The organism is Ruegeria sp. BC2 (assembly GCF_056539245.1).
In genome coordinates this window covers 498,575-520,262 of sequence record NZ_JBQFUQ010000002.1, presented here as the reverse complement: position 1 = coordinate 520,262, position 21,688 = coordinate 498,575, and the positions used below count along the sequence as shown (strand labels likewise).

General features: G+C 61.0%; 21 protein-coding genes. 12 read left to right on the top strand and 9 right to left on the bottom strand.

Going from position 1 to position 21,688, the window contains the following annotated elements; translation table 11 throughout:
• Window positions 1-60: 60 nt before the first annotated feature.
• The 7 genes from ACR0CU_RS12865 to ACR0CU_RS12835 all read left to right on the top strand — a co-directional run bounded on the left by ACR0CU_RS12865 (window position 61) and on the right by ACR0CU_RS12835 (window position 7,449).
• On the top strand, window positions 61-510 hold the full coding sequence (locus tag ACR0CU_RS12865; RefSeq protein WP_170342619.1) for a CopD family protein: 450 nt from the start codon (window positions 61-63) through the stop codon (window positions 508-510).
• 135 nt (window positions 511-645) lie between these two features.
• Entirely contained in the window at window positions 646-1,917 is a 1,272-nt protein-coding gene (gene rho, locus ACR0CU_RS12860) for a transcription termination factor Rho (protein WP_093963893.1), read from the top strand.
• A gap of 31 nt (window positions 1,918-1,948) precedes the next feature.
• Entirely contained in the window at window positions 1,949-3,235 is a 1,287-nt protein-coding gene (gene mnmE / locus ACR0CU_RS12855) for a tRNA uridine-5-carboxymethylaminomethyl(34) synthesis GTPase MnmE (RefSeq protein ID WP_480643159.1), read from the top strand.
• Window positions 3,236-3,247: 12 nt separating this feature from the next.
• Window positions 3,248-5,116 (top strand): tRNA uridine-5-carboxymethylaminomethyl(34) synthesis enzyme MnmG, encoded by a 1,869-nt coding sequence (mnmG, locus tag ACR0CU_RS12850; protein ID WP_170447213.1) that lies wholly within the window; start codon window positions 3,248-3,250, stop codon window positions 5,114-5,116.
• Window positions 5,113-5,736: a 16S rRNA (guanine(527)-N(7))-methyltransferase RsmG gene (rsmG, locus tag ACR0CU_RS12845; protein ID WP_170447215.1), complete on the top strand. Its 624-nt coding sequence runs from the start codon at window positions 5,113-5,115 to the stop codon at window positions 5,734-5,736. Before mnmG ends, rsmG begins: the two co-directional genes overlap by 4 nt.
• Window positions 5,729-6,532 (top strand): ParA family protein, encoded by an 804-nt coding sequence (locus tag ACR0CU_RS12840; RefSeq protein WP_311201679.1) that lies wholly within the window; start codon window positions 5,729-5,731, stop codon window positions 6,530-6,532. Before rsmG ends, ACR0CU_RS12840 begins: the two co-directional genes overlap by 8 nt.
• 20 nt (window positions 6,533-6,552) lie before the next feature.
• Window positions 6,553-7,449, top strand: a complete 897-nt coding sequence (locus ACR0CU_RS12835; RefSeq protein ID WP_170447220.1) for a ParB/RepB/Spo0J family partition protein — start codon at window positions 6,553-6,555, stop codon at window positions 7,447-7,449.
• On the opposite strand, the gene ACR0CU_RS12830 is transcribed toward ACR0CU_RS12835, so the two are convergent.
• The 4 genes from ACR0CU_RS12830 to rph are packed head-to-tail and all read right to left on the bottom strand — an operon-like array spanning window position 7,439 to window position 10,263.
• Complete coding sequence (locus ACR0CU_RS12830) at window positions 7,439-7,792, bottom strand: YbaN family protein (protein WP_170361108.1); 354 nt, start codon at window positions 7,790-7,792, stop codon at window positions 7,439-7,441. The two genes, ACR0CU_RS12835 and ACR0CU_RS12830, sit on opposite strands and share 11 nt — an antisense overlap.
• A 2-nt stretch (window positions 7,793-7,794) precedes the next feature.
• Entirely contained in the window at window positions 7,795-8,949 is a 1,155-nt protein-coding gene (gene hemW / locus ACR0CU_RS12825; protein ID WP_480643156.1) for a radical SAM family heme chaperone HemW, read from the bottom strand.
• Window positions 8,939-9,553: an RdgB/HAM1 family non-canonical purine NTP pyrophosphatase gene (rdgB, locus tag ACR0CU_RS12820; RefSeq protein WP_170447224.1), complete on the bottom strand. Its 615-nt coding sequence runs from the start codon at window positions 9,551-9,553 to the stop codon at window positions 8,939-8,941. Before rdgB ends, hemW begins: the two co-directional genes overlap by 11 nt.
• Window positions 9,550-10,263: a ribonuclease PH gene (gene rph, locus ACR0CU_RS12815; protein ID WP_170364355.1), complete on the bottom strand. Its 714-nt coding sequence runs from the start codon at window positions 10,261-10,263 to the stop codon at window positions 9,550-9,552. Before rph ends, rdgB begins: the two co-directional genes overlap by 4 nt.
• A gap of 113 nt (window positions 10,264-10,376) precedes the next feature.
• Between rph and hrcA the strand changes: the two genes are divergently transcribed.
• Both hrcA and ACR0CU_RS12805 read left to right on the top strand, forming a co-directional pair.
• Window positions 10,377-11,441: a heat-inducible transcriptional repressor HrcA gene (gene hrcA / locus ACR0CU_RS12810; RefSeq protein ID WP_170342649.1), complete on the top strand. Its 1,065-nt coding sequence runs from the start codon at window positions 10,377-10,379 to the stop codon at window positions 11,439-11,441.
• A gap of 10 nt (window positions 11,442-11,451) precedes the next feature.
• Entirely contained in the window at window positions 11,452-12,015 is a 564-nt protein-coding gene (locus ACR0CU_RS12805; protein WP_093963902.1) for a nucleotide exchange factor GrpE, read from the top strand.
• A 35-nt stretch (window positions 12,016-12,050) separates the two neighbouring features.
• Here the strand turns inward: ACR0CU_RS12805 and mutS are convergent, their stop codons facing one another.
• Window positions 12,051-14,666, bottom strand: a complete 2,616-nt coding sequence (mutS, locus tag ACR0CU_RS12800; RefSeq protein ID WP_170447815.1) for a DNA mismatch repair protein MutS — start codon at window positions 14,664-14,666, stop codon at window positions 12,051-12,053.
• A gap of 160 nt (window positions 14,667-14,826) precedes the next feature.
• Between mutS and ACR0CU_RS12795 the strand changes: the two genes are divergently transcribed.
• Window positions 14,827-17,082 carry an NADP-dependent malic enzyme gene (locus ACR0CU_RS12795; RefSeq protein ID WP_170447226.1) on the top strand — a complete coding sequence of 752 codons (2,256 nt, stop codon included), beginning with the start codon at window positions 14,827-14,829 and terminating at the stop codon, window positions 17,080-17,082.
• Window positions 17,083-17,086: 4 nt separating this feature from the next.
• Entirely contained in the window at window positions 17,087-17,959 is an 873-nt protein-coding gene (locus tag ACR0CU_RS12790) for a ribokinase (protein WP_170447228.1), read from the top strand.
• Here the strand turns inward: ACR0CU_RS12790 and msrA are convergent.
• The 4 genes from msrA to ACR0CU_RS12770 form a co-directional block, all read right to left on the bottom strand.
• The gene (msrA, locus tag ACR0CU_RS12785; RefSeq protein WP_170447230.1) at window positions 17,956-18,621 is read right to left on the bottom strand and encodes a peptide-methionine (S)-S-oxide reductase MsrA; all 666 of its coding nucleotides are present in this window, start codon (window positions 18,619-18,621) and stop codon (window positions 17,956-17,958) included. The genes ACR0CU_RS12790 and msrA overlap by 4 nt on opposite strands.
• 95 nt (window positions 18,622-18,716) lie before the next feature.
• A complete protein-coding gene (locus ACR0CU_RS12780) occupies window positions 18,717-18,998 on the bottom strand; it encodes an SCP2 sterol-binding domain-containing protein (protein ID WP_170342657.1) in 282 nt (93 codons plus the stop codon).
• 80 nt (window positions 18,999-19,078) lie between these two features.
• Window positions 19,079-19,477, bottom strand: coding sequence for a DUF1810 domain-containing protein (locus ACR0CU_RS12775; protein WP_170447817.1), 399 nt, complete (start codon window positions 19,475-19,477; stop codon window positions 19,079-19,081).
• Window positions 19,478-19,509: 32 nt separating this feature from the next.
• On the bottom strand, window positions 19,510-20,736 hold the full coding sequence (locus ACR0CU_RS12770) for an argininosuccinate synthase (protein WP_093963907.1): 1,227 nt from the start codon (window positions 20,734-20,736) through the stop codon (window positions 19,510-19,512).
• Window positions 20,737-20,870: 134 nt separating this feature from the next.
• Between ACR0CU_RS12770 and ACR0CU_RS12765 the strand changes: the two genes are divergently transcribed.
• Window positions 20,871-21,638, top strand: a complete 768-nt coding sequence (locus ACR0CU_RS12765) for a hypothetical protein (RefSeq protein ID WP_170447232.1) — start codon at window positions 20,871-20,873, stop codon at window positions 21,636-21,638.
• Window positions 21,639-21,688 lie beyond the last annotated feature (50 nt).

Below are 21,688 nucleotides of genomic sequence, written 5' to 3'. Positions count from 1 at the left end.
CATCCTTTCTCTTTTCTATTTTTTTTATTAGGGAGGGTCCGACCAGTGCCGGGAAACCCGATGACCGATCTTCTCTTCACACTGTACCCTTGGGTGAAATCGCTGCACATCATGGCGGTGATCTCGTGGATGGCGGGGCTGTTCTATCTCCCGCGTCTGTTCGTCTATCACGTCGAAAAGGCACAAGCGGTGGACGGCGCTCCCGAGATCTTCTTTGAAATGGAAGAAAAACTGCTGCGCGTGATCATGCGGCCGGCAATGATCGTGGCCTGGGTCTGTGGCCTCATCATGGTGTTCACGCCCGGCATCGTCGGGTGGGACTGGTCCTGGCCTTGGGTCAAGGGTGCTGCGGTGATCGGCATGACCTGGTTCCATCACTGGCTGATGGCCCGGCGCAAGGATTTTGTCGAAGGCCGCAATACGCTCACAGGGCGCCAGTACCGCATGATGAACGAGGTTCCGACCGTTTTGATGGTCATCATCGTTCTGGCGGTCATTCTGAAGTTCTGAGGGCTATTTCCGCACCGGTTTGACTCGGGCGGCGACCGGCCTTATGTAGGGATCAACCCATCCGTCCGGATGGAGCATCTTCCTGTTTGAAATTCAACGCTGTGCCGCACCCTTGCGGCCAAGGTCCGTATCATCATGACAACCGAATCCCTGAATCTGGCCGATCTGAAGGCCAAAAGCCCCAAAGACCTTCTGGCCATGGCCGAAGAGCTCGAGATCGAAAACGCCTCGACCATGCGCAAGGGCGAGATGATGTTCCAGATCCTGCGCGAACGCGCGGATGAGGGCTGGACCGTGGGCGGCGACGGTGTGCTTGAGGTGCTGCAGGACGGCTTCGGCTTTCTGCGCTCGCCCGAGGCGAACTATCTGCCCGGCCCGGACGACATCTATGTCTCGCCCGAGATGATCCGCCAGCACTCGCTGCGCACCGGCGACACGGTCGAGGGCGAGATCAAGGCCCCCGAAGAGAACGAGCGATATTTCGCGCTGACGAAGGTGACCAAGATCAACTTCGAAGACCCGGAAAAGGCGAAACACAAGATCGCCTTTGACAACCTGACGCCGCTGTATCCGGACGAGCGGCTGAAGATGGAGATCGAGGACCCGACCATCAAGGACAAGTCGGCCCGGGTGATCGACCTGGTTGCGCCGATCGGCAAGGGCCAACGGTCGCTGATCGTGGCGCCGCCGCGGACCGGTAAAACGGTGATCCTGCAGAACATCGCGCACTCGATCGAGCGCAACCATCCGGAGTGCTACCTGATCGTCCTGCTGATCGACGAGCGCCCCGAAGAGGTGACCGACATGCAGCGCTCGGTGAAAGGCGAGGTGGTATCTTCGACCTTTGATGAACCGGCGACCCGCCACGTGGCCGTGTCCGAGATGGTGATCGAAAAAGCCAAGCGCCTGGTCGAACATAAACGAGATGTTGTTATTCTTCTCGACTCGATCACAAGACTTGGTAGGGCTTTCAACACCGTGGTGCCGTCTTCCGGCAAAGTTTTGACCGGTGGTGTGGACGCCAACGCCCTGCAGCGGCCCAAACGGTTCTTTGGTGCAGCGCGCAACATCGAAGAGGGCGGTTCGCTGACCATCATCGCCACCGCGCTGATCGACACCGGCAGCCGGATGGACGAAGTGATCTTTGAAGAATTCAAGGGCACCGGCAACTCGGAGATCGTTCTGGATCGCAAGATCGCAGACAAGCGGGTGTTCCCGGCGATCGACATCCTAAAGTCCGGCACCCGCAAAGAGGATCTGCTGGTCGACAAGGGCGATCTGGCCAAAACCTTCGTTCTGCGCCGTATCCTCAATCCGATGGGCACAACCGACGCGATCGAGTTCCTGTTGTCCAAGCTGAAACAGACCAAGACCAATTCCGAGTTCTTCGACTCGATGAATACCTGATACGGTCTTGTAACCGACGCGAGGCCTTCGAATGGAAACGATATTCGCCTTGGCCAGCGCGCAAGGCAAGGCAGGGGTCGCTGTGATCCGCCTGTCAGGACCGCAATCGCACCACGCGGCCAAAGTTCTGTCGGGTGGAGATTTGCCGTTGCGTGGCATGTGCCTGCGTGAGTTGCAGGCACCTGACGGGTCGCGTCTGGATGACGGGCTGGTCCTGACCTTCCACGGTCCGTCCAGCTTTACCGGCGAGGATGTGGCCGAGTTGCAGATCCATGGCAGCACGGCTTCGGTCAACGCGGTTCTGCGCGTCTTGTCCGAAATGCCGGATCTGCGACTGGCTGAGCCGGGCGAGTTCACCCGGCGTGCTCTTGAAAACGGGAAGATGGACCTTGCTCAGGTCGAAGGCCTGGCCGATCTGATCGACGCAGAGACCGAGGCCCAGCGCAAGCAGGCTCAGACCATCCTAGCCGGCGAATTGGGCGACCTGGCGGAACGGTGGCGGCGGGATTTGATCCGGGCGGCCTCATTGCTGGAGGCCGTCATTGATTTTGCCGATGAAGACGTGCCAACGGATGTGTCACCCGAAGTCCGATCGCTTGTGACTGCTGTCATGGCGGATCTGGAGCGGGAGGCGAAGGGCGTGAGGATTGCCGAGCGGATTCGCACCGGCTTTGAAGTGGCTATCGTCGGCCCACCGAACGCGGGCAAGTCGACCTTGCTGAATGCGCTTGCGGGCCGTGAGGCGGCAATTACTTCGGAATATGCTGGCACCACCCGCGATATTATCGAGGTGCGGATGGACCTGGCAGGCTTGCCGGTCACGTTGCTGGATACGGCCGGGTTGCGCGAAACAGAGGACCACGTAGAGGGTCTTGGGATCGCTCTGGCCAGAAAGCGGGCGGAAAATGCCGACCTTCGCGTTTTTCTGACCGAGGACCCGGAAGCGTTGGGAATCGGTATGCAATCCGGCGACATCCAGGTTCTGCCGAAGTCCGACCTTCGTTCAGATGGGACCGAGGGTGTGTCGGGGAAGACAGGTCAGGGAATAGACCGCCTGATCCACAACATATCGGTATTCTTGCGAGAGCGAACCGCAAGTTCTGGTATTGCCACCCGGGAACGCCATCGTGTTGCAATGCTGAAATCCTCGGCCGCTCTGTCCGAAGCACTCAGAGTTCTGGATTCCGGCCCGGACCTGTACGATATTGCAGCAGAAGAGCTGCGGATCGCCATCCGCGCGTTGGAGTCTTTGGTCGGCCGAGTAGATGTGGAAAATCTGCTGGACGAAATATTCGCCAGCTTTTGTTTGGGTAAATGAGGAGTGTTTCACGTGAAACATTCGGAGTTTGACGTCGTCGTTATCGGAGCGGGGCATGCGGGGGCCGAGGCGGCCCATGCCGCGGCCCGGATGGGTGCGCAGACAGCTTTGGTGACACTTTCGGAAACCGACATCGGTGTCATGTCGTGCAATCCGGCGATCGGTGGACTTGGAAAAGGCCACCTGGTTCGTGAGATCGACGCGCTGGACGGCGTTATGGGGCGGGTTGCAGACCGGGCGGGAATCCAGTTCCGCCTTCTGAATCGCCGTAAAGGGCCCGCCGTTCAAGGGCCCCGCGCGCAGGCCGACCGTGCGCTGTATCGGGCTGCAATGCAGCAGGAAACAAAGGCGCGCAAGAACCTCGAAGTCATTACCGGAGAAGTCATAGATTTCCGAATGGACGGTCATCGTGTTGCCGGGGTGGTTCTGTCCGATGGATCTGAAATCCCAGCGAAAGCGGTTATTCTGACCTCGGGAACGTTTCTGCGGGGCGTGATCCATATCGGCGATGTTCAGAGGCCCGGAGGCCGTATGGGCGACAGGCCGTCTGTACGACTGGCTGAGCGGTTGGATAGCTATGATCTGCCGATGGCGCGGCTGAAAACAGGAACGCCTCCTCGACTTGATGGACGCACGATCGACTGGGACGGATTGGAACGGCAGGACGGTGATGATGAACCGACCATGTTCTCATTCTTGTCCAAAACACCGGTGGCGCCGCAGATATCTTGCGGCATCACTCACACGAACGCCCGAACCCATGAAATCATCGAGAAGAACCTGAGTCGCTCTGCGATGTATGGGGGGCATATCGAGGGAGTAGGGCCGCGATATTGCCCTTCGATCGAAGACAAGATCGTTCGGTTTGCGGACAAGGACTCTCATCAGATTTTCCTAGAGCCTGAGGGGGTCAATGACCACACTGTGTATCCAAACGGGATTTCGACTTCGCTGCCGCAGGATGTCCAAGTCGAGTATGTCCGATCCATCAAAGGCCTTGAGTCTGCAGAGATCTTACAGCCGGGTTACGCCATTGAATACGACTATGTGGACCCGCGTGTGTTGAATGCGTCCTTGGCCTTGCCGGATATCCCAGGACTATATCTTGCGGGGCAGATCAATGGAACCACAGGATATGAGGAGGCGGCCGCTCAGGGCTTAGTCGCAGGCCTGAATGCCGCGCTGGAAGTTCAGGGGCGAGATGCAATTCATTTTACCCGAGCCAATAGCTATATTGGTGTGATGATTGACGATCTGACCACACGGGGTGTAGCGGAACCGTATCGGATGTTCACCTCGCGCGCCGAATTCCGTCTGTCCTTGCGCGCGGACAATGCGGATCAACGCCTTGCGCCGCAAGGCCTGGAAATTGGGTGTATATCGGATCATCGTCGCCTGGCTTTTGAAACAAAAATGGAAAAGCTGGATGCTGTGAAGTCAGTACTGACCGAACGGACCTATACACCCAAGGAAATCCGCGCAGCTGGCATCGAAGTAAATCAGGATGGTAACCGTAGGGACGGAATGGCAGTCTTGGCGTTTCCGAACGTGTGCTTCGAGGACCTTGTGCCGCTGATCCAGCAGTTGGAGGATGTCGACCAAGACACCCGTCGGCAGATCGAAAGGGACGCGCTCTACGCTAACTATATAGCTCGGCAACAACGAGATGTTGAAGCCATGAAGCGCGACGAAACCTATGCCATACCCGCGGATTTTGACTATTCGTCGCTCACAGGCCTTTCGAATGAGTTGAAGCAGAAGCTGTCGGCCGCGCGGCCGGCAAACATTGCCCAGGCGAGCCGCGTGGAGGGTGTTACGCCTGCAGCTTTGACCTTGGTGCTGGCAAAACTCAGAAGCAGTCAGAGAGCAAAAAAGGCATGAACGGAGACTCCTGCGCTTCGCCCGATGGCTTGAGTGTTTCACGTGAAACACTCGAAAAGCTGTCGGTCTTTGTCGATCTTCTGCGAAAGTGGAATCCAAAGATTAACTTGGTTTCGCGCAGCACTCTGCCTGAAGTCTGGTCGCGGCACGTAAAGGACTCGATCCAGGTCTTTCATTTGGTTGAGCCAAGGAATCACTGGGTCGATCTGGGTAGCGGTGGCGGATTTCCGGGGCTGGTCTGCGCGATACTGGCCTCTGAAGCATCGCCTGAGACGGAATTTACCCTGGTTGAGAGCGATCAGAGAAAATCGGCGTTTTTGCGCACCGTCATCCGCGAAACCAAGGCCAACTGCTCGGTGATTTCAAAACGGATTGAGGCTGTTGATCCTTTGGGCGCTGATGTCCTTTCCGCAAGGGCGCTCGCGGACCTGACGACTTTATTGTCATTTTGTGACAGGCATTTAAAGGAAGATGGGGTGGCCGTGTTTCCCAAAGGCGCCACCTGGAAAAAAGAAATCGACGCGGCCCAACGGGAATGGAATTTTACCACGGAGACAGCTAATAGTTTAACTGACCCCCAGGCTGTCATCCTGAAGATCAAAGGAGTCTCACGTGGTTGATCTGTCGCGCCCTGCAGGACCTCGTATCATGGCGGTTGCCAATCAGAAGGGTGGGGTTGGCAAGACCACGACAGCGATCAATCTGGCGGCGGGTTTGGCCGAGGCAGGATGCAAGGTTCTGGTCGTGGATCTGGACCCGCAGGGAAATGCGTCCACCGGGCTTGGGGTCGAGGATCGTGATTGGACCACGTATGATTTGATCCTGGACGAGGCGCCCTTGGAGGCCGTCGTGCAGGAAACCGAAATCAAAAACCTCAGTATCGTTCCGGCCACGGTTGACCTCAGCTCGGCAGATATTGAGCTGATATCGAATGAAAAACGCAGCTACTTGCTGCACGACGCGCTCAGGCAACCGGCGATCGACAAATTCGGTTTTGACTTCGTTCTGATCGACTGTCCGCCGTCCCTCAACCTGCTGACAGTCAACGCAATGGTGGCGGCGCATTCGGTGTTGGTTCCGTTGCAAAGCGAGTTCTTTGCGCTGGAAGGCCTGTCGCAACTGATGCTGACGATTCGAGAGGTTCGCCAGTCCGCGAATCCAGACCTCAGAATCGAAGGTATTGTGTTGACCATGTATGACAATCGCAACAACTTGTCCCGGCAGGTCGAAAAGGATGCGCGTGACAATCTGGGAGAGATGGTATTTAAAACCAAGATACCCAGAAATGTCCGGGTCAGCGAAGCGCCGTCATTTGCACTTCCGGTCCTTCAATATGACTCTGGGTCTCTGGGGGCGATGGCGTACCGGCATCTGGCACGCGAAATCATGCAAAAGAACAAAAAAGTGGCTGCCTGAGCGGCTGTCAGGAGGGCGAAGTGAGCGCCAGAAAAGGAAAACCTCGCGGATTGGGGCGCGGCTTGTCCGCCTTGATGGCGGATGTATCACAGGATCCTGAGGGCCGGGTTACGGCTGAACCACGTCGGCCGGACATGAAGGTACCGATCGAGAAGCTGCGGGCTAACCCGAATCAGCCGCGCCGCACATTCTCGCAGGATCAACTGGACGAGCTTGCTGCCTCGGTCAAAGAGAAAGGGATCATCCAGCCCCTGATCGTTCGCTCGGTCGGCGGCGGCGAATATGAAATCGTCGCGGGTGAGCGCCGCTGGCGGGCCGCGCAGATGGCGCAGTTGCACGACATTCCGGTCGTCGTGCGCGAATTTGACGACACCGAAGTACTTGAAGTCGCCATCATCGAGAATATCCAGCGCGCTGATCTGAACGCCGTGGAGGAGGCCGCTGGGTACAAGCAGTTGATGGATCGGTTCGGTCATACGCAAGAAAAACTGGCCGAGGCCCTGGGCAAAAGCCGCAGCCACATTGCCAACCTTCTGAGGCTGCTGTCCCTGCCAGGTGACGTTCAAGGCCTTGTTATTGAAGGTAAACTTTCGGCAGGACACGCGCGCACCCTTATCACGGCGGATAATCCGTCCGAATTGGCGAAAATTGTCGTGAAAGACGGCTTGTCAGTCCGCGCGACCGAGGCGCTGGTCAAGAAGCAGCAACAGGGCGACAAAGATCGTCCCGCACCGCGGTCGCGAGACCTGAATGCAGGTAAGGACGCGGATACGCGGGCCTTGGAAAAAGACCTCTCCGCGATTCTGGCGATGAAGGTGGTCATCAACCACAAGCCCGGAACCGAGACCGGGCAGGTCGTGCTGACCTATGAAAACCTGGATCAACTGGATGATCTCTGCGCAAAGCTCAGCCGTTAGGGCGTGACCAGATAAAGATCATCACCGCGCCCAAGGTCACGGCCTGAATAATCAGGACATGGCTGGGCACAGAGACCAGAACCGACAAACCAAAGACGGCGGCAACCGACAGGGTCGCCGCCTTTTTTGCGGCTGGCCGGATTGCGCCCGAGGTTTGCCAATCAAGGATCAACGGGCCGAAGGTTCGGTGAGACATCAGCCAGTTGTGCAGCCGTGACGAAGAGCGCGCGAAACAGAAGGCGGCCAACAGTAGGAAGGGAACGGTGGGCAGCAGGGGCAGGGCAACACCGATCATGGCCAACGCGACGCAGAGCAATCCAAATGTGGCCCACAAATAGTGCATGACTAATCCAGCAACTCACGGATCACCGCATTGAGAACCGCGCGGCCGTCAGCAGTGGCGGAAACGCGGGGTCCGTCGTGGGCGATCATTCCGATGTCATGCAGGTAGTCCAGTTTGGGTTGCGGCAAAGGGTGCCCGGACAGGCGATTGAAACGCTCCATATCTAGTCCCTCAGTCAAGCGAAGACACATCATGAGGTATTCTTTCGCTTGTTCTTCGGCGGTCAGGGGTGTCCGCAGCTTTTCGCCGTTTCCTTTCGTGGCAGCATTCAGCCATGCGGTCGGTGCCAGATGGGTTTCGGTTGCGATCCGCTGGCCATCTACCGTGATCCGCCCATGGGCGCCCGGTCCGATGCCGACATAATCGCCATAGCGCCAATAGATCAGGTTGTGCCGAGACTCGGCCCCGGGAACGGCGTGGTTCGACACCTCGTAGGCGGGAATGCCGTGGGCGTCGCAGATCTCTTGCGTGGCCAGATACATATCGGCTGCGCTGTCGTCCTCGGGCAGGCCACGCAGCTTGCCGACAGAGTAGCGGTCGCCGAATGCGGTGCCGGCCTCGATGGTCAGCTGGTACAGCGACAGATGGTCGATCGTCATCGACAGCGCCTCGGTCAGCTCGGCGCGCCAGGCTTCAAGCGTCTGGTACTGGCGGGCATAGATCAGGTCAAAGCTGACCCGGTCGAAACAGGTGCGGGCGATGTCGAAGGCCGCGCGTGCCTCGGCCACGCTGTGGATGCGGCCCAGCCGCCGCAGATCTTCGTCATTCATCGCCTGAATGCCCATCGAGATCCGGTTCACGCCCGCATCGCGATAGGCGGCGAACCGTCCGGCGTCGACCGAGCCGGGATTGGCCTCGAGCGTGATTTCCATGTCATTGGCGGGCCGCCAAAGGCTGCGGGCGGTGTCGATCACGGCGGCAACGGTTTCGGGCGCCATAAGCGACGGGGTGCCGCCGCCAAAGAAGATCGTGTTCAGAACCCGGTCGGGGGTTTCGGCGGCCGAGCGCTTCAGTTCGGATAGATAGGCGTCAAGCCATTGTTTTTGATCAATATTTCTGGAAACATGGCTGTTGAAATCGCAATAGGGGCACTTGGCCTCGCAAAAGGGCCAATGCACGTACAGGCCAAAGCCCCCGTTGCGCCAATCATCCGCCAAAGCAGCCTTTCACGAACAGTTCCACCGCGCGACCACGATGGCTGATCTTGTTCTTTTCCCAGCGATCCATCTCGGCAAAGGTAATGTCGAATCCGTCAGGGACGAACATGGGGTCATAGCCGAACCCGTCCTTGCCACGGATCGGCCAGACCAGATGCCCGGGTGCGACACCCTCGAAGACCTCGTCATGGCCGTCGGGCCAAGCCAGTACCAGCGTGCAGCGGAACTGGGCGGTGCGAGGATGCGGGGCGTTGCGCGCCTCAAGCTCGGTGTGGGCGCGGGTCATGGCCATCAGGAAATCGCGGCCATTTCCGGTTTCGGCCCAGTCGGCGGTGTACACGCCCGGCGCGCCGTCCAGCGCATCGATGGTGATGCCGGAATCGTCGGACAGGGCGGGCAGGCCGGTGGCCTGTGCGGCGGCGCGGGCCTTGATGCGCGCGTTGCCGACGAACGTGTCCTCGGTCTCTTCGGGTTCGGGCAGGTTCATCTCGGCCGCGCCCACGACGGTCACGCCAAAGGGCTCGAGCAGATGGGCCATCTCCTCGAGCTTGCCTTTGTTGTGCGTGGCCACCAGCAGCCGATCGCCTTCGAACCGGCGGGTCATGCGGTAGCGGCCTTTTGCGCGGCCACCAGCTCGGCCACGCCTTTTTCGGCCAGTTCCATCAGCTGATCCATCTGCGCGCGGCTGAAGACCGAACCTTCGGCGCTCATCTGCACCTCGATCAGTTTGCCCGAGCCGGTCATGATGAAGTTGCCGTCAACGCCGGCCTCGCTGTCTTCGGGATAGTCCAGGTCCAGAACCGGCTGGCCGGCATAGATGCCGCAGGATACGGCGGCAACCGGATCGACCAACGGGTCCGAGATCACGTCTCCGGCCTTCATCAGCTTGTTCACTGCCAGCCGCAGCGCGACCCAGCCGCCGGTGATCGAGGCGCAGCGGGTGCCGCCATCGGCCTGCAGCACGTCACAATCGACGGTGATCTGGCGTTCGCCCAGGGCGACGCGGTCGACCCCGGCGCGCAGGGCGCGGCCGATCAGGCGCTGGATCTCGACGGTCCGGCCACCCTGTTTGCCACTGGCGGCCTCACGCCGCATCCGGGTGTTTGTCGCGCGAGGCAGCATGCCGTATTCGGCGGTGACCCAGCCCAGGCCCGACCCCTTGATAAAAGGCGGCACGCGATCCTCGATCGTGGCGGTACACAGAACATGGGTGTCGCCGATCTTGATCAGGCAGGAACCTTCGGCATGTTTGGTAAACCCGGTCTCGATTGAAACCGGGCGCATTTCGCTTAAATCTCGTCCAGAGGGTCGCATGAGATATCCTTTGTCTGCTGGCTTGGGGATAACGCCCGGCATGGCAGCGATGCAACCCCGATTGACCTTTCTGTTGGCAGCTATTTAATGACCACCCAGCAAGGGAACCACCGATGAGTGAAGCGAGCAAAATTCTGGACGAGTTGAACGACCGGTCGCGGGAAGTGTTTCGCCTGATCGTCGAAAGCTATCTGGAAAGCGGCGAGCCTGTCGGCAGCCGCACCCTCAGCCGGTCGCTCAGTGAAAAAGTCAGCGCGGCAACGGTTCGCAATGTCATGCAGGATCTCGAGTTTCTGGGCCTTTTGGGCAGTCCGCATGTCAGCGCCGGCCGGGTGCCCACACAGGTTGGGCTGCGCATGTTCGTCGACGGCCTGCTGGAAGTTGGCGACCTGGGCGAGGACGACCGCAAGAAGCTGGATGAGACGCTGGGCAGCAATTCCGGTGATGTCAGCGGTATGCTGGATCGCGTCGGGGCCGCCTTGTCGAACGTCACGCATGGCGCGTCGCTGGTGCTGACACCCAAGCACGAATCCGAAATCAAGCATATCGAGTTCGTTTCCCTGGGCCATGACCGGGCCCTGGTGGTATTGGTTTTCGCGGATGGCCATGTGGAGAACCGGCTGTTCACGCCACCACCGGGTCAGACGCCCAGTTCGATGCGTGAGGCGGCCAATTTCCTGAATGCCCTGATCGAGGGCCGGAAACTGTCTGATGTGCGCCGGATGATCCAGACCGAGATTGCGGCGCGCAGGCAAGAGATCGACGTGCTGGCCCGCGAGCTTGTGGAAAGCGGCCTTGCGGCCTGGGAGGGCGAGGCGTCGGACTCGGCGCGTCTGATCGTGCGTGGTCGGGCGAATCTGCTGGGCGACACCGGTCAGGAAGAGGAGCTGGAGCGAATCCGGGTCCTGTTTGACGATCTGGAACGCAAGCGTGACATAGCCGAATTCCTCGAATTGACCGAGGAAGGCGAAGGTGTGCGCATTTTTATCGGCTCGGAGAACAAACTTTTCTCACTTTCGGGTTCCTCTTTGGTGGTGTCTCCTTATATGAACGCTGATCGAAAGATAATCGGCGCCGTTGGCGTGATCGGGCCGACCCGTCTGAACTATGGGCGGATCGTGCCGATCGTGGACTACACGGCGCAACTGGTTGGGAAACTGATTTCCGATCGGAGCTAGAGGGTAAAAGATGGCAGAGCCGAAGAACGAAGACTTTCTGGACGACATTGCAACTGCCGAGGCGGAAGAGCTGGCCGAGGAGATGGCCGAGATCAGCGAAGAAGCGCTGGAACTGGATGCCCTGAAGGCCGAGCGCGACGAGTTGCGCGACAAGTTCATGCGCGCCCTGGCGGATGCGGAAAACGCACGCAAGCGTGGCGACAGGGCCCGCCGTGAGGCCGAACAGTATGGTGGGTCCAAACTGGCGCGCGACATGCTGCCGGTCTACGACAACATGAAACGAGCGCTCGAGGCGGCCACGGACGAGCAAAAAGAAGTTGCGGCCGGCCTGATCGAAGGTGTCGAGCTGACCATGCGCGTGTTGAAGGACGTATTCCAGAAACACGGGATCGAGGTCATCACACCCGAGGTCGGCGACAAGTTCGATCCGAACCTGCACGAAGCCATGTTCGAAGCCCCGGTGCCCGGCACCAAGGCGGGCGAGATCATCCAGGTCTCGGCCGAAGGGTTCATGCTGCATGACCGCCTGCTGCGTCCGGCGCAGGTCGGGGTTTCCTCGACCCCGGCCAGCTGACGGGCCAGCGCTTCACTGACAATTGAATGGGGCGGTCAGGATCTGGCCGCCTCTTTCAGTTTGTAGATCAGGTCCAGCGCTTCGCGCGGGGTCAACTCGTCCGGCAGGATCTGGTCCAGCATGTCGGTGACCGGCGAGGCCTTCGCAACCGGTGGCGGTGGGGGCGGTGCAGCGGAAAACAGCGGCAGATCATCAATCAGCGCTTTTTGCTTGCCGCCCTCGCGCTCGGTCTTTTCCAACTGGTCCAAAACCACGCGTGCGCGCTCGACGACCGAAGCTGGCAAGCCGGCCAGTTGCGCGACCTGCACGCCATAGGACCGATCGGCCGCGCCTTTGTGGACCTCGTGCAGGAAGATCACTTCGCCTTCCCATTCCTTGACCGCGACGGTCGCGTTTTCGACGCCCTCCAGCTTGCCGGCCAGCGCGGTCAGCTCGTGGTAATGCGTGGCGAACAACGCCCGGCAGCGGTTGGCGGCGTGCAGATGTTCCAGCGTGGCCCAGGCGATGGACAGGCCGTCATAGGTGGCCGTGCCGCGCCCGATTTCATCGAGGATCACCAGTGCCCGGTCATCGGCCTGGTTGAGGATGGCAGCGGTTTCCACCATCTCGACCATGAAGGTCGACCGGCCCCTCGCCAGATCGTCAGAGGCGCCCACGCGGCTGAACAACTGGCTGACCAGCCCGATATGGGCGCGTTCGGCCGGAACGAAGCTGCCCATCTGTGCCAAAAGGGCGATCAGCGCGTTCTGGCGCAGGAAGGTCGATTTACCCGCCATGTTCGGGCCGGTCAGCAGCCAGATGGCGGCACCGTCCTCGGCGCTGAGGTCGCAGTCATTGGCGATGAAGGCATCACCGGATTGCTGGCGCAGCGCGTGCTCGACCACCGGGTGACGGCCCGCGACGATGTCGAAGGCGCGCGAGCCGTCCACCTGCGGGCGGCACCAGTTCTCGCCCCGCGCAAGATCGGCCAGCGCGGTGGTCAGGTCCAACTCGGCCAGCCCGCGCGCGGCCTGGTTGATGCGGGCAGCTTGCGCCAGAATCTCGTCAGAAAGCGCTTGATAGAGCCGCTTTTCGATCTCAAGCGCCAAGTTTCCGGCGTTCAGGATGCGGGTTTCGATCTCGCTGAGCTCAACCGTAGTGAACCGCACCTGGTTGGCGGTGGTCTGGCGATGGATATAGGTCTCGCTGAACGGCGGGTTCAGCATCTTTTCGGCATGGGTGGCCGTGGTTTCGATGAAATAGCCCAGCACGTTGTTGTGCTTGATCTTCAACGAGGCGATGCCGGTATGTTCCGCGTATTTCTGCTGAAACCCGGCAATGACCGAGCGGCCTTCGTCGCGCAGGGTGCGGGCCTCGTCCAGTTCTGCGTCGAAACCGGGGGCGATGAAGCCACCATCCCGCGCCAGCAGCGGCGGGTCGGCGACCAGCGCCTGATCCAGCAGGTCGAGCAGGTCGTCGAAGCCCACAAGGTTCTGCACCGCGGTCGCCAGCAAGACGGGCAGGTCCTGACCGGCGCAGATCTCGGCAATCGCCTGCGCCTGCGCCAACCCGTTGCGGATGGCGGCCAGATCGCGCGGGCCGCCACGCTCCAGCGACAGGCGCGACAGGGCGCGGTCCAGATCGGGCGTCTTGCGCAGCGCCTCGCGCAGATCGGCGGCGATCAGGCTGTCCTGGGCGGCAAAATCGACCGCATCCAGTCGGGCATGGATCACATCCAGATTGCGCGAGGGGCTGGACAGGCGTTGTTCCAACAGGCGCGCGCCGCCCGGGGTCACCGTGCGGTCCACCACCGACAGCAGCGATCCGGCCCGTCCGCCCGACAAAGATCGCGTCAGTTCCAGGTTCCGGCGGGTGGCCGCGTCGATCTGCACGACGCGATCTTCGGATTCCTTCATCGGCGTCTGCAGCAGCGGCAGTTTGCCCTTTTGCGTGATCTCCAGATAGTCGATCAGCGCGCCCATGGCCGAGATCTCGGCCCGGCCAAAGCTGCCGAACGCATCCAGCGTGCCCACGTGAAACAACCCGCAGATGCGTTTTTCTGCCGCAGTGCTGTCGAAACTGGCCCGCCCGATCGGGGTGAGCGAGATGCCCAGGTCTGAGACCGTGTCGCGCAGATTAACCTCGGCGCCATCGGCCACGATCAGCTCGGACGGGGCCAGCCGGGCCAGCTCGGGGCTGAGGCGGACCGCGGTCAGCGGCATCACGTGAAACGCCCCGGTCGAGATGTCGGCCCAGGCCAGCGCGGCCTCGTCGCGCACCTCGGCATAGGCGGCCAGAAAATTGTGGCGGCGCGCCTCCAGCAGGGCGTCTTCGGTCAGGGTGCCGGGGGTGACAAGGCGCACGACATCGCGCTTTACCACCGATTTAGAGCCTCTTTTTTTGGCCTCGGCCGGGCTTTCCATCTGTTCGCAGACGGCGACGCGAAAGCCCTTGCGGATCAGCGTCAGCAGATAGCCCTCGGCCGAATGTACCGGCACGCCGCACATGGGGATGTCTTCGCCATTGTGCTTGCCGCGCTTGGTCAGGGCGATGTCCAGCGCCTCGGCGGCGTTCACGGCGTCTTCAAAGAACATCTCGTAGAAATCGCCCATGCGGTAGAACAGCAGGGCGTCTTTGTGGGCCTCTTTGATTTCCAGGTATTGCGCCATCATCGGCGTGACGTTGGACAAGGCTGCTCCCCTCTGGCGTATTCCGGCGCGACCTTACAAATCCCCCAACCGCGACGAAAGGTGAAATCGCATAGTCGTTGAGGCGCGCCCCTGCCTGCGGTATGAGGCGAAAAGCCCCGAAGTCATGGAACCGACCGTCAAAATGCCCAAAGCGAAGATCACCAAAGAAGAGGCGCTGGCCTTTCACCTGGAACCCACCCCCGGCAAGTGGGAGGTGCAGGCCACCGTTCCCATGACCACGCAGCGCGATCTGTCGCTGGCCTACAGCCCCGGCGTGGCGGTTCCGTGCGAAGCCATCGCCGAGAACCCCGAGACCGCCTATGACTATACCAACAAGGGCAACCTTGTGGCCGTGATCTCGAACGGGACGGCGGTTCTAGGCCTGGGCAACCTGGGGGCGCTGGGGTCCAAGCCGGTGATGGAGGGCAAATCGGTCCTGTTCAAGCGCTTCGCCGACGTGAACTCGATCGATATCGAGCTGGACACCGAGGACCCCGACGAATTCTGCCGTGCAGTGCGGCTGATGGGGCCGACCTTCGGCGGCATCAACCTCGAAGACATCAAGGCGCCGGAATGTTTCATCATCGAACAGCGCCTGAAGGAAGAGATGGACATCCCCGTCTTTCACGACGACCAGCACGGCACGGCGGTGATCTGCGCGGCGGGGCTGATCAACGCGTTGCACATCTCGGGCAAGAAGATCGAGGACGTGAAGATCGTCCTCAACGGGGCCGGGGCGGCGGGAATCGCTTGTATCGAACTGCTCAAGGCGATGGGCGCCCGGCATGAAAACTGCATCGTCTGCGACACCAAGGGCGTGATCTACCAGGGCCGGACCGAGGGGATGAACCAGTGGAAATCGGCGCATGCGATTTCGACCGAGCTGCGCACGCTGGAAGAGGCCATGAAGGGCGCAGACGTGTTTCTGGGCGTATCCGTCAAAGGCGCGGTCACGCAGGAGATGGTCGCCAGCATGGCCGACAATCCGGTGATCTTCGCCATGGCCAACCCCGATCCGGAAATCACCCCGGAAGAGGCGCACGAGGTGCGCGTTGACGCGATCGTGGCCACCGGGCGCAGCGACTACCCCAACCAGGTCAACAACGTTCTGGGCTTTCCCTACCTGTTCCGCGGGGCGCTGGACATTCACGCCCGCGCCATCAATGACGAGATGAAGATCGCCTGCGCCCACGCGCTGGCGCGTCTGGCGCGCGAGGACGTGCCCGACGAGGTGGCGCTGGCTTATGGCAAATCGCTGACCTTCGGGCGCGACTACATCATTCCCACGCCGTTTGATCCGCGCCTGATCTATCGCATTCCGCCGGCCGTCGCGAAGGCGGGGATGGACACCGGCGCGGCCAGGCGGCCGATCATCGACATGGAGGCTTATGAGCTGAGCCTCAAGTCGCGTATGGACCCGACCGCCAGCATTCTGCGTGGCCTGAACGCCCGGGCCCGCGCGGCGCAAAGCCGGATGATCTTTGCCGAGGGCGACGATCCGCGGGTTTTGCGCGCGGCGGTGACGTATCAGCGGTCGGGCTTCGGCAAGGCGCTGGTCGTGGGCCGGCCCGACGACGTGAAGACCAAGCTGGAAGCCGCCGGTCTGGGCGACGCGGTGCGCGAATTGGAGGTGGTCAACGCCGCCAACACCACGCATCTCGATGCCTACAAGGACTTTCTGTACCAGCGGTTGCAGCGCAAAGGCTTTGACCGCAAGGACATCCACCGCCTGGCCGCGCGCGACCGGCATGTGTTCTCGGCCCTGATGCTGGCGCATGGGCATGGCGACGGTCTGGTGACCGGGGCCACCCGCAAATCGGCGCATGTGCTGGACCGCATCAGCCATGTGTTCGACGCCGACGCCGCCCATGGTGCCGCCGGGATCACCGCGCTGCTGCACAAGGGCCGGATCGTGCTGATCGGCGACACGCTGGTGCATGAATGGCCCGACGAGAACGATCTGGCGACGATTGCCGAACGCGCCGCCACGGTTGCCCGCCACATGGGGCTGGAGCCTCGGGTGGCCTTCGTCAGCTTCTCGACCTTCGGCTATCCGGTCTCCGAGCGGACCGAAAAGCTGTACAAAGCCCCGCAAGTGCTGGAGGCGCGAGGCGTCGATTTCGAATACGAAGGCGAAATGACCGTCGACGTGGCGCTGAACGCCCACCAGCAAGAGGCCTATCCCTTCTGCCGCCTGACCGGGCCGGCCAACATCCTGATCGTGCCCGCGCGGCACTCGGCCTCGATTTCCACCAAGCTGATGCAGGAGATGGCCGGAGCCACGGTGATCGGCCCGATCCTGACCGGCATCGACAAGCCGATCCAGATCTGTTCGACCGGCTCGACCGCGAATGACATCCTGAACATGGCCATCCTGGCCTCGTGCGACATGGCGTGATCCGATGGCAATCTGGAACCTGGGCTCGATCAATGCCGACATGGTCTATGCGCTGCCGCACCTGCCGGCGCCGGGTGAAACCCTGGCGGCCAGCGGTTTGCAGCGGTTTCTGGGCGGCAAGGGCGCGAACATGTCTGTTGCAGCCGCGCGGGCCGGGGCGCATGTGCGCCATATCGGCGCCGTGGGGTCCGACGGATCGTGGGCGCGCGACCGGTTGACCGAATACGGGGTCGACACGCGGCACATCGCGCAGGTCGATCAGCCCACGGGCCATGCGATCATAGCCGTGGATGCGCAGGGCGAAAACCTGATCATCCTGTACCCCGGCGCCAATATCACGATCGGGGCCGATCAGGTTTCCGCCGCGCTTGCAGACTCTAACACAGGCGATCTTCTGGTGTTCCAGAACGAGACCACCGCACAGGTCGAGGCCGCGAAGCTGGGCCGCGAGCGGGGTCTGACGGTGTGCTATGCAGCAGCCCCCTTCAGCGCTCCGGCGGTGCAGGCGGTGCTGCCCTATCTGGACTTCCTGATCCTGAACGAGGTCGAGGCCGCCCAGCTGCAACAGGCCACGGGGCTGGCCCCGGCCGATCTGCCGGTCGAGCATGTCATCGTCACGCTGGGGTCAAAAGGCGCCCGCTATCATCAACGCGGCCAGGCGGCGGCAGAGTTTCCCGCCCACAAGGTCAAGGCCGTAGACACGACCGGGGCCGGGGACACCTTTACCGGATATGTTCTGGCGGGAATGGACCGGGGGATGCCGATGGCGCAGGCCATCACCCAAGCCAATCGGGCGGCCGCGCTGATGGTGATGCGGCCGGGCACGGCAGACGTCATTCCCGATCTGAAAGAGGTGCGCGAGGCCGCGCTGGATTAAGATCCGGCAAACGGCGCGGCGTTGCCCCACAATTGCCGGACCCGCGCATCGCGGCCGCAGGCCTTGCGATAGGCCTTGTAGGCATTCAGCTGGCGTTTCGGCCCGAACCGGGTGAACACCAGCTTTTTGCCCTTGTAGTAATCCTGATGATAGGCCTCGGCCGGATAAAACGCCCCAAGCGACAGGACCGGAGTCACGATGGCCTGACCCAGCGCACGCTGTGCTTCGGCCTTGCTGCGTTCGGCCAAAGCTTTTTCGCCTGTGTCAGAGACGAAAATCGCGGTGCGATAGCTGTCGCCCCGGTCACAGAACTGTCCACCGGCATCGGTGGGATCGACCGAGCGGAAAAATAGGTTCAGCAGGGTTTCACGGGAAACGCGGGCCGGATCGAAGGTGATCTGCACCGCCTCGTAATGGCCGGTGCCACCGCTCGTGACCTGGCTGTAGGTGGGGTTCGGAGTCGTGCCGCCGGTGTAACCCGAAACCGCCTCGATAACGCCGGGCACGGATTCGAAATCGGCCTCGACGCACCAGAAACAGCCGCCCGCCACGGTCAACGTCTCGGTTCCGGCCGCCGGGGCCGGCTGAGCGCGCAGGATCAGCGCCAGCGCAATCAGCGCAAACAGAAGGGTCAGCTTGATCTGATCGAGGCAACGGGTCATGGCGGATCTCCTTTCCGCCTCAGGCTGCCGCGCAACGGGCCGGCTGACAATCGGCTGAAACCGTTTGTCACGCGGTGGTGAGACGAGTTTATCGCCTAGCCCAGCAGCTGCCCCAGCTTCATCGCGACGCCCATGTCGCCCGAGATCTTGAGCTTGCCCATCATCACCCCGGTCATCGGGTTCAGCTTGCCGGTCAGCAGTTTGCCCAGATTGTCGCGCGAGATGCGGATGGTGCAATCGGTTTCGCGGTCCTGGGTTGTGGCCGTGTTGTCGGCCAGAACGATCACGCCATCGGCGCCGCAATCGAATTTCAACGAGCCGTCAAAGCGCTTGTCGACCAGTCCCTTCTGAATTCCCTCGGCGATCTCCTGCAGCATCCCTGCCTCCCTGTTTCGCACTTGCGTTCGGAGTGACAGAGGGCAGGGGCCGGGGCAAGCGTGACCTAACGGGAAACCGCTCAGCCCAGGGCCTGCTGCGTGCGCGGGCAGGGCTGCCCGTCATAGAACGCATCCAGAACCGCCTGAAATTCGGGCGGAGCATCGGGCACGGCGGCGAACAGGGTCATGGACGACCGCAGCTTCTTGGCATCCACCTTGCCCAGAATCTCGGCCGGGTCCTTGCTTGCGTGGGTCAGCATCAGCCGGGCCACCTCGGTCAGGCGGCGGCGCAGTTCGGGGTGGGCCAGATAGGCGGCAGCCTCGTCCAGATCCTCGATCCCGTAGAGCTGCGCCATGTGCGACTGGCCCAACTCGGCCAGTTGCGGAAAGACGAACCACATCCAGTGGCTGGTCTTCTGTCCCTGTTCCAGTTCGCGCAGGACATCGGACCAGACCGTGTCCTGCGCTTCGATGAACATTTCCAGTTCATCGTCTAGGCCGTCATCCTCGGTCACTTGGACAACCGCTTGTCGCGCGCCGCCAGCAGCTTGAGCCGCAGTGCGTTTAACTGGATGAAGCCTGCGGCGTCTTTCTGGTCATAGGCACCGGCGTCCTCCTCAAAAGTCACATGCGCCTCGGAATACAGCGAGTGATCCGACCAGCGGCCGACGGTCGAGGCCAGACCCTTGTACAGCTTCACGCGGACGGTGCCGGTGACGTGTTCCTGAGATTTGTCGATGGCGGCCTGCAGCATTTCGCGCTCGGGGCTGTACCAGAAGCCGTTGTAGATCAGCTCGGCATATTGCGGCATCAACTGGTCTTTCAGGTGCATCGCGCCGCGGTCCATGGTGATGGATTCGATGCCGCGATGCGCTTCCAGAAGGATGGTGCCGCCCGGTGTTTCGTAGATGCCGCGCGACTTCATGCCCACGAACCGGCCTTCGACCAGATCCAGACGGCCGATGCCGTGCTTGCCGCCGTATTCGTTCAGCTTGGTCAGGATGGTCGCTGGGCTCATCGCCTCGCCATTGATGCTGACCGGGTCGCCTTTTTCAAAGCCGATCTCGATATATTCGGGCTCGTTCGGGGCGTCCTCGGGGTGGACGGTGCGCTGATAGACATAGTCGGGCGCCTGAACGGCGGGGTCTTCCAGAACCTTGCCCTCGGACGAGGTGTGCAGCAGGTTCGCATCGACCGAGAAGGGCGCCTCGCCGCGCTTGTCCTTGGCGATCGGGATCTGGTGCGCCTCGGCAAATTCCAGCAGCTTGGTGCGGCTGGTCAGGTCCCATTCGCGCCAGGGCGCGATCACCTTGATGTCTGGGTTCAGCGCATAGGCCGCCAGTTCGAACCGCACCTGGTCATTGCCTTTGCCGGTGGCGCCATGCGCCACCGCGTCGGCGCCGGTTTCCTTGGCGATCTCGATCAGGCGCTTCGAAATCAGCGGACGCGCGATCGAGGTACCCAGCAGGTACAGCCCTTCGTACTGCGCATTGGCGCGGAACATGGGGAAGACGAAATCGCGCACGAACTCCTCGCGGATGTCCTCGATATAGATGTTCTCGGGCTTGATCCCCAGCAGCTCGGCCTTCTGGCGGGCGGGCTCCAGCTCTTCGCCCTGACCCAGATCAGCGGTGAAGGTCACCACCTCGCAGCCATACTCGGTCTGCAGCCATTTCAGAATGATCGAGGTATCAAGGCCACCGGAATAGGCCAGAACAACTTTCTTGGGCGCGGACATCTGACTTCCCCTTATGCGTAAGACGATTGGCCCCTAGCGGGTTTTCGACGTGGGGGCAAGAAGCTGTGGATTGACCGGGCGGCGGAATTGCAGTCAAACGGTATCAACCATGGATTGATTAAGGAAAATTCGGAATGCTCGGATGGAATATTTTTGCCCACTCGCTTCGGATGGTTTTTGGCAATCTCAAGCAGGTGGCGCAAATCGTTATTGGTCCGGCCATAATCGGAACGGTTGCGATCATCGGCCTGTTCATGGTGTCCGGAATTCCACTTGAGGCATTCGATGACAATCCGAACGGGCTGCCGCCGGGAGTGAACCCGGGGGCCATTGTTCTGTTCGCGTTTCTCCTGTTCGTCGTGATGGTCCTCATCATGGGCTGGATCGCGGTGGCCTGGCACAGATACATTCTTCTGGAAGAGTATCCTTCCGGCGTGCTGCCTACCTTTCGGTTCGATCGCATTCTGGCCTATTTCGGACGCGGGTTGATGCTGGGGATCCTGATGGCAATTGCATTCCTGCCGATGGGGATCCTGACAGGCATGCTGGGCGAAGGACTGATCGCTGTTTCGATCATCCTGACGATCGGCTACCTGGTTTTCCTGGCTATTTGCTTCTATCGGCTGTCCATCATCCTGCCGGCTGCGGCAATCGGCAAGCCGATCACGTTGAGCGAGGCATGGAACAACACTCGGGGTACCGCTGGAACAATCGTCGTTCTTATCGTGGTCTCGTTCCTGTTTCAGTTCCTGGTTCAGCTGGCGGTCGGAGTTTTGTCGATCATTCCGGTACTGGGTGTATTGATCGCCCTGTTTTTCGGAATCTTGATCCTGCCGATGATCAACGTCAGCATCCTGACCACGATGTACGGCGTGTTCATCGAAAAGCGCGAACTGGGCTGATCGCCCGTACACTGATGTATTCCTTGCCCTTGTCGGCATGATGGGGCAGG